This window comes from Streptosporangium sp. NPDC049644 (assembly GCF_040675205.1).
GTDB lineage: Bacteria > Actinomycetota > Actinomycetes > Streptosporangiales > Streptosporangiaceae > Streptosporangium > Streptosporangium fukuiense.
Genome location: NZ_JBFAOJ010000232.1, coordinates 1 through 2,318 on the forward strand (window position 1 = coordinate 1; position 2,318 = coordinate 2,318).

2 protein-coding genes are annotated in these 2,318 nt (G+C 65.6%); one reads left to right on the plus strand and one right to left on the minus strand.

Going from position 1 to position 2,318, the window contains the following annotated elements:
- Positions 1-242: 242 nt before the first annotated feature.
- Positions 243-392, minus strand: a complete 150-nt coding sequence (locus tag AB0J58_RS44660; RefSeq protein WP_157594876.1) for a hypothetical protein — start codon at positions 390-392, stop codon at positions 243-245.
- 463 nt (positions 393-855) lie between these two features.
- On the opposite strand from AB0J58_RS44660, the gene AB0J58_RS44665 reads away from it, so the two are divergent.
- Positions 856-2,145 carry a phosphodiester glycosidase family protein gene (locus AB0J58_RS44665; protein ID WP_364227863.1) on the plus strand — a complete coding sequence of 430 codons (1,290 nt, stop codon included), beginning with the start codon at positions 856-858 and terminating at the stop codon, positions 2,143-2,145.
- The last annotated feature ends 173 nt before the right edge of the window (positions 2,146-2,318 follow it).

Sequence of the window (2,318 nt, forward strand, 5' to 3'; positions counted from 1 at the left end):
CTAAAACAACAAAAAAAACACAACCACTCACCCCCCACCACCCTCCTTCCTTTTTTGCCGTTCACACTCCCGCTGGCCTCCCCCTTATCCGGCGCCGCCCCCCCCCCCCCGCGCGCCCCCCACCCCCCCGCGACTGTCCGCCCGTTCACCGCGGCCACCGCTTTCCGCGGCGACCGTGTGCGGTGATCTGTCTTTTCCGGGCTTGTCGAGCCGACTTCGTACTTGAACCAACTGCGTCTGCACTAACCGTGTCTGTCGGATGCGATGTCCATCTGAACAGGGTCATCCGCGCAGATGTGGAGATCCCAGCGGCGCGGACGCGTCAGGATCGCCCCGAGGATGACACCCAGGATCACGCTTGCGATGATCACGATGAGAATGCTCAGCCCCATGACGGCTGCCTCTCGGAAAGATGTGCCGCTTGATCTGAGGAAATGCGGCCTACCGCACCGTAGCGTCGCATTCTCGCTGTCGCAACGAAACGGCCAGGGACTAATCCTTATTGACCAGGACCGTTGACCCGGTCGGGGCCGTCACGGACGGGTGAATTCCCCCTTGGACGACATGACCTTGCGTGCGCAACAACACTTTCTTGGGATGTTTCGCGTGTTTCGCTCCCCTAGCCCCGTAGATCTCGGCACGATGGTGCACGAACTCTGAGACCAACGGGGAGAGATGTACATGTCGCGACGCCTTGTCGCCGGATTCACGGCCCTAGCACTCACCGCCACAGCGATTCCCGCTGAGGCCGAGCAGGCGAGTTCGGGGTTTCCCTCCTCCGCGTTCCCACTGGGCGTGAGCATGGCCACGGTGAAAGACCAGCAGAGTGTGGCACCGGGCATTGATCTTTTCAATGTGAAGCACGGTAAGTCCACGCAGGGCTGGACAGTCTCCGCCCTCATGCCCAACGGTCACGACGACGGTCGCCTGGACACCGCTCAGACGGTCGCCGAGGCCGTGGAGGCGGCGGGGTTCACTCCCAGCATCCTGCGGATCGTGCAGCCCGCCGCAGCGGACGCCCCGGCTGTGGAGCGATACATGGTCAGGATCGGCCTGTGGTCGTTCGGCAAGCGGGCCGAGGCCGACAAGGTCGTGAAGGAACTCAAGAAGCAGGGCATCCGGGCCAAGACCGACTATCTCGGCGACGACGGCACCGAGACCACCGGCCCCTGGAACATGCGCGTGCTGATGGTCGACCCGAAGGTGTTCAAGGGATCCTTCAAGACGAGCGTCGGCAAGAGCGTGGCCAAGCGCGAGACCACCAGCGCGATGTCGAAACTTACCGGCGCCATCGCCGGGGTCAACGGCGGCTTTTTCAACATCCACACCGCCAAGGCCCTCCAGGGCGACCCGGTCGGTGTCTCCGTGGTGGGCGGCAGGCTGCTCAGCGAGGCCGTGCCCGGCCGCAGCGGCCTCGTCATCACCCAGGGTCGCAAGGCCCGGATCACCGAGCTGCGGACCCAGGTCACCGCGATCTCCTCGGATGGTACGAAGGCCGAGGTCAACGGCATCAACCGGGCCGCCGGAAGCGACGAGCTCGTCCTCTACACCGAGGAGTTCGGCAGCAGGACGGCCACCGACGGCGGCATCGAGGTCGTCATCGACACCCAGGGCCAGGTCGTCAAGGTCCGCCAGGCCGGCGGCATCGTCTCCCGGGGCACCTATGTGCTCCACGGCACCGGCCTGGCGGCCGTCTGGCTCCAGGAACACACCCAGGGCACCTGGATGAAGCTGGACACCAAGGTCATCGATCTGCGGACGCAGCGGGCGATACCGCTCACCCCGGATACCTACATCATGGGCGGCGGGGTCGGGCTGGTCAGGAACGGACGGGTGCGCATCACCGCGGCGGCCGACGGACATGCCTCGATCAACATGATGCTCCGGCGCCACCCGCGCACGATGGTCGGTGTCAACAAGTCGGGCGGGCTGATCCTGGCCACGGTCGACGGACGCAACCCGGGTGTCTCCGTGGGCGCCTCGATGGTGGAGGCTGCCCAGCTGATGCGGTGGCTGGGCGCCAAGCAGGCCATCAACTTCGACGGTGGTGGCTCCAGCGTGATGGTCGTCGGCCACAAGCCCGTCAACCGGCCCTCGGACGGCGCGGAGCGGACCGTGGGCGACGCCCTCTTCATCACGCCCTGACGAACCGCGCTCCAACGCGAGAAGCCCCGGTCCTCATCGGCCGGGGCTTCTGGTTCTCCGTAGGCGTACCGCGGCTTTCCCGGCAAGCCCCTTCCGGAACCCCCTCGGAAAACACGAAGGCCCCCACCGAAAGGTGAGGGCCCACATGAAAGATTGTCCGGCGGCGACCTACT